The following is a 2350-nucleotide window of genomic DNA, read 5'->3' as shown; positions in this document are numbered from 1 at the left end:
AGTGGGGGTGAGGCCTACCTTGCGAGTGGTGCGTTGCAATAAACGGGCGCCGACGCGTTCTTCTAGTTGTGCCACATATTTAGAAGTAATGCGATTGGATACGCCTAAGCGCTCTGCCGCTTCGGTAAACGATCCCGATTGCGCTGTGGCCACAAAGGCTTTTAAACCATCAACTAAATCCATAACACCTTTCCATTAAGAATATTTTGGTAATTGTTATTCTATATAATCACCATTGTGTTGAAAAGCTCTCCAGACGATACTTTTCTCATAGCGAACAGGCAGCCCAGCAACGGGCATCGCATTTAGGAGAGAGATGATGAATATAGCAATTATTGGTTCTGGCAATATTGGTTCTGGTTTAGCACGTACTTTGGCGGCGACTAAGCACGGTGTAGTGGTTAGCGCAAAAGAACAGCAAAGCGCAAAAGCCTTGGTTGAGTCGCTCGCCGCAGAAGGCATTCGCGTTCAACAAGCCGATGTGGCTAGCGCAGTGGCTAATGCACAAATTGTGATTTTAGCCGTGCCTTATGGCGCTGTAGCAGACTTGGCCAAAGCCTATGACTTTGCCGGCAAAATTGTGGTGGATGTGACTAACCCACTAAAAGACGATTTCTCAGGTATCACCCTTGGTTTTACTACCTCGGCTGCCGAAGAAATTCAGCAACTCTTGCCAGCGGCTAAAGTAGTTAAAGCCTTTAACACGGTATTTGCTCAAGTTTACCAAGAGGGTTTGGACTTTGGCGGACGTAAAGTGCCTACCTTTATCGCTGCCGACGACGCCGCTGCTAAACAAACGCTGCTTAGTGTAGCGAACGATGCTGGTTTTGACGCAGTAGATGCCGGTGCCTTAAGTAATGCTCGCTACATCGAGCCTTTAGCTTACTTAAACATTCATTTTGGCTACATCTTGGGCCATGGAACACAAATCGCGCCAGCTTGGTTGTCGCGCTAATTATTAAGATTGAACAGAGGACTTTGTCATGATTGAGCAAAAAACCGCAGCCTATGCAGCGCTACTACTACGGTTAATTTCCGGTGGCTTATTTGTCGCCCACGGCCTAACTAAGGTGTTTGTATTTACTATTCCCGGCACCGTTGGCTATTTTGAAAGCTTAGGCCTGCCAGGATTTATAGCTTACTTCACTATTGTGGCAGAGCTATTCGGTGGTTTGGCCTTGATATTGGGCGTAGCTACTCGCTGGGTATCGGTGCCGCTAGTTGCCTTGTTACTCGGTGTGGTTTGGGCTCATTCTGGTAATGGTTGGGGATTCACCAATGCCGGTGGTGGTTGGGAATTCCCGCTATTTTGGGCAGTAGCACAAGCCGCTATTGGTTTATTGGGCAACGGTGCCTTGGCGCTAAAAATCCCAGTGGCGAATAAATTACTAGGTCAATACGCCTAAGTTGGCTGGGGGGGCCGCTGGTCCTCCAGTAGATAATTTGCTTGATCGATAATCGTACAGATAACAGGACCGATATGAGTATTGCTTCTTCATTAACAAGTTTGGCCGAGCGTTTTAAGGCTTCTCCCAAAATGCCCTTGGTATTTTTGGGCCATGGTTCGCCAATGAACGCTATTGAAGATACCGCCTACAGCCGCAGTTGGGTTGAATTGGGACGGTCATTGCCTCGTCCACAGGCGATTGTGATGATATCGGCGCATTGGATGACACAAGGCAGCACCTTGGTAGATGTGTCTGCCGCGCCGCGCACCATTCATGATTTTTACGGCTTTCCTGACGAGCTTTATCAACTGCACTACCCAGCGAAGGGCGCGCCTGAGCTAGCCAAGCAAGTGGCTAGCATGTTGGCCGACTATAAAGTGCAAACCGATGATAGCTGGGGTTTAGACCATGGCGCGTGGAGCTTATTGCATCATCTCTACCCAGCGGCTGATGTGCCGGTGTTTCAGTTATCTATTGATATCACCAAAGATCTGAACTGGCAGTTGGGCATAGGTAAGGCTTTGGCCAAGCTACGCGAGCGGGGCGTATTAATTATTGGTTCGGGCAATGTGGTGCACAACCTAGGTGCCTTGCAATTTAACGGTAAGGCGCACGATTGGGCGCTGGAGTTTGATAGCGTATTTGCCGACAAGCTTAATCAGCGTGACTTTGCTGGTTTAGCCAATACCAAAGCCTTGGGCAGCCTATTACGAATGGCCAACCCAAGCTTAGAACATTACGCACCCGCTTTAACCATTGCCGGTGCCGCAAGCGCTAAGGATCAACTTGTTTATACCAGCGAAGGCATCGATTTAGGGGCGGTATCGATGCGCTCGTTCATGTTTCATGCTTAAGCCATTTTTAGGAGAGTTTTTATGTTAGTCGACGGTCAATGGGTAGAA

The 2350-nt window shown here is 48.6% G+C and carries 4 protein-coding genes; 3 read left to right on the top strand and 1 reads right to left on the bottom strand.

Going from position 1 to position 2350, the window contains the following annotated elements:
* The coding region (locus tag ACQY6Q_RS00550; RefSeq protein ID WP_427976607.1) for a helix-turn-helix domain-containing protein at positions 1 to 183 on the bottom strand (183 nt) is incomplete at its 3' end.
* Positions 184 to 298: 115 nt separating this feature from the next.
* Between ACQY6Q_RS00550 and ACQY6Q_RS00545 the strand changes: the two genes are divergently transcribed.
* From ACQY6Q_RS00545 to ygiD, 3 genes are all read left to right on the top strand, one after another.
* Entirely contained in the window at positions 299 to 955 is a 657-nt protein-coding gene (locus tag ACQY6Q_RS00545) for an NADPH-dependent F420 reductase (protein ID WP_427976609.1), read from the top strand.
* A 28-nt stretch (positions 956 to 983) separates the two neighbouring features.
* Positions 984 to 1406, top strand: a complete 423-nt coding sequence (locus ACQY6Q_RS00540) for a DoxX family protein (protein WP_427976605.1) — start codon at positions 984 to 986, stop codon at positions 1404 to 1406.
* Between the two features lie 74 nt (positions 1407 to 1480).
* A complete protein-coding gene (gene ygiD, locus ACQY6Q_RS00535; protein ID WP_427976603.1) occupies positions 1481 to 2302 on the top strand; it encodes a 4,5-DOPA dioxygenase extradiol in 822 nt (273 codons plus the stop codon).
* Positions 2303 to 2350: the final 48 nt, after the last annotated feature.

The sequence above is a fragment of the Agarivorans sp. genome (genome assembly GCF_050295395.1).
Classification (GTDB): domain Bacteria; phylum Pseudomonadota; class Gammaproteobacteria; order Enterobacterales; family Celerinatantimonadaceae; genus Agarivorans.
Note: the sequence above shows the minus strand (reverse complement) of the source record. Positions and strands in the feature narration are given on the sequence as shown.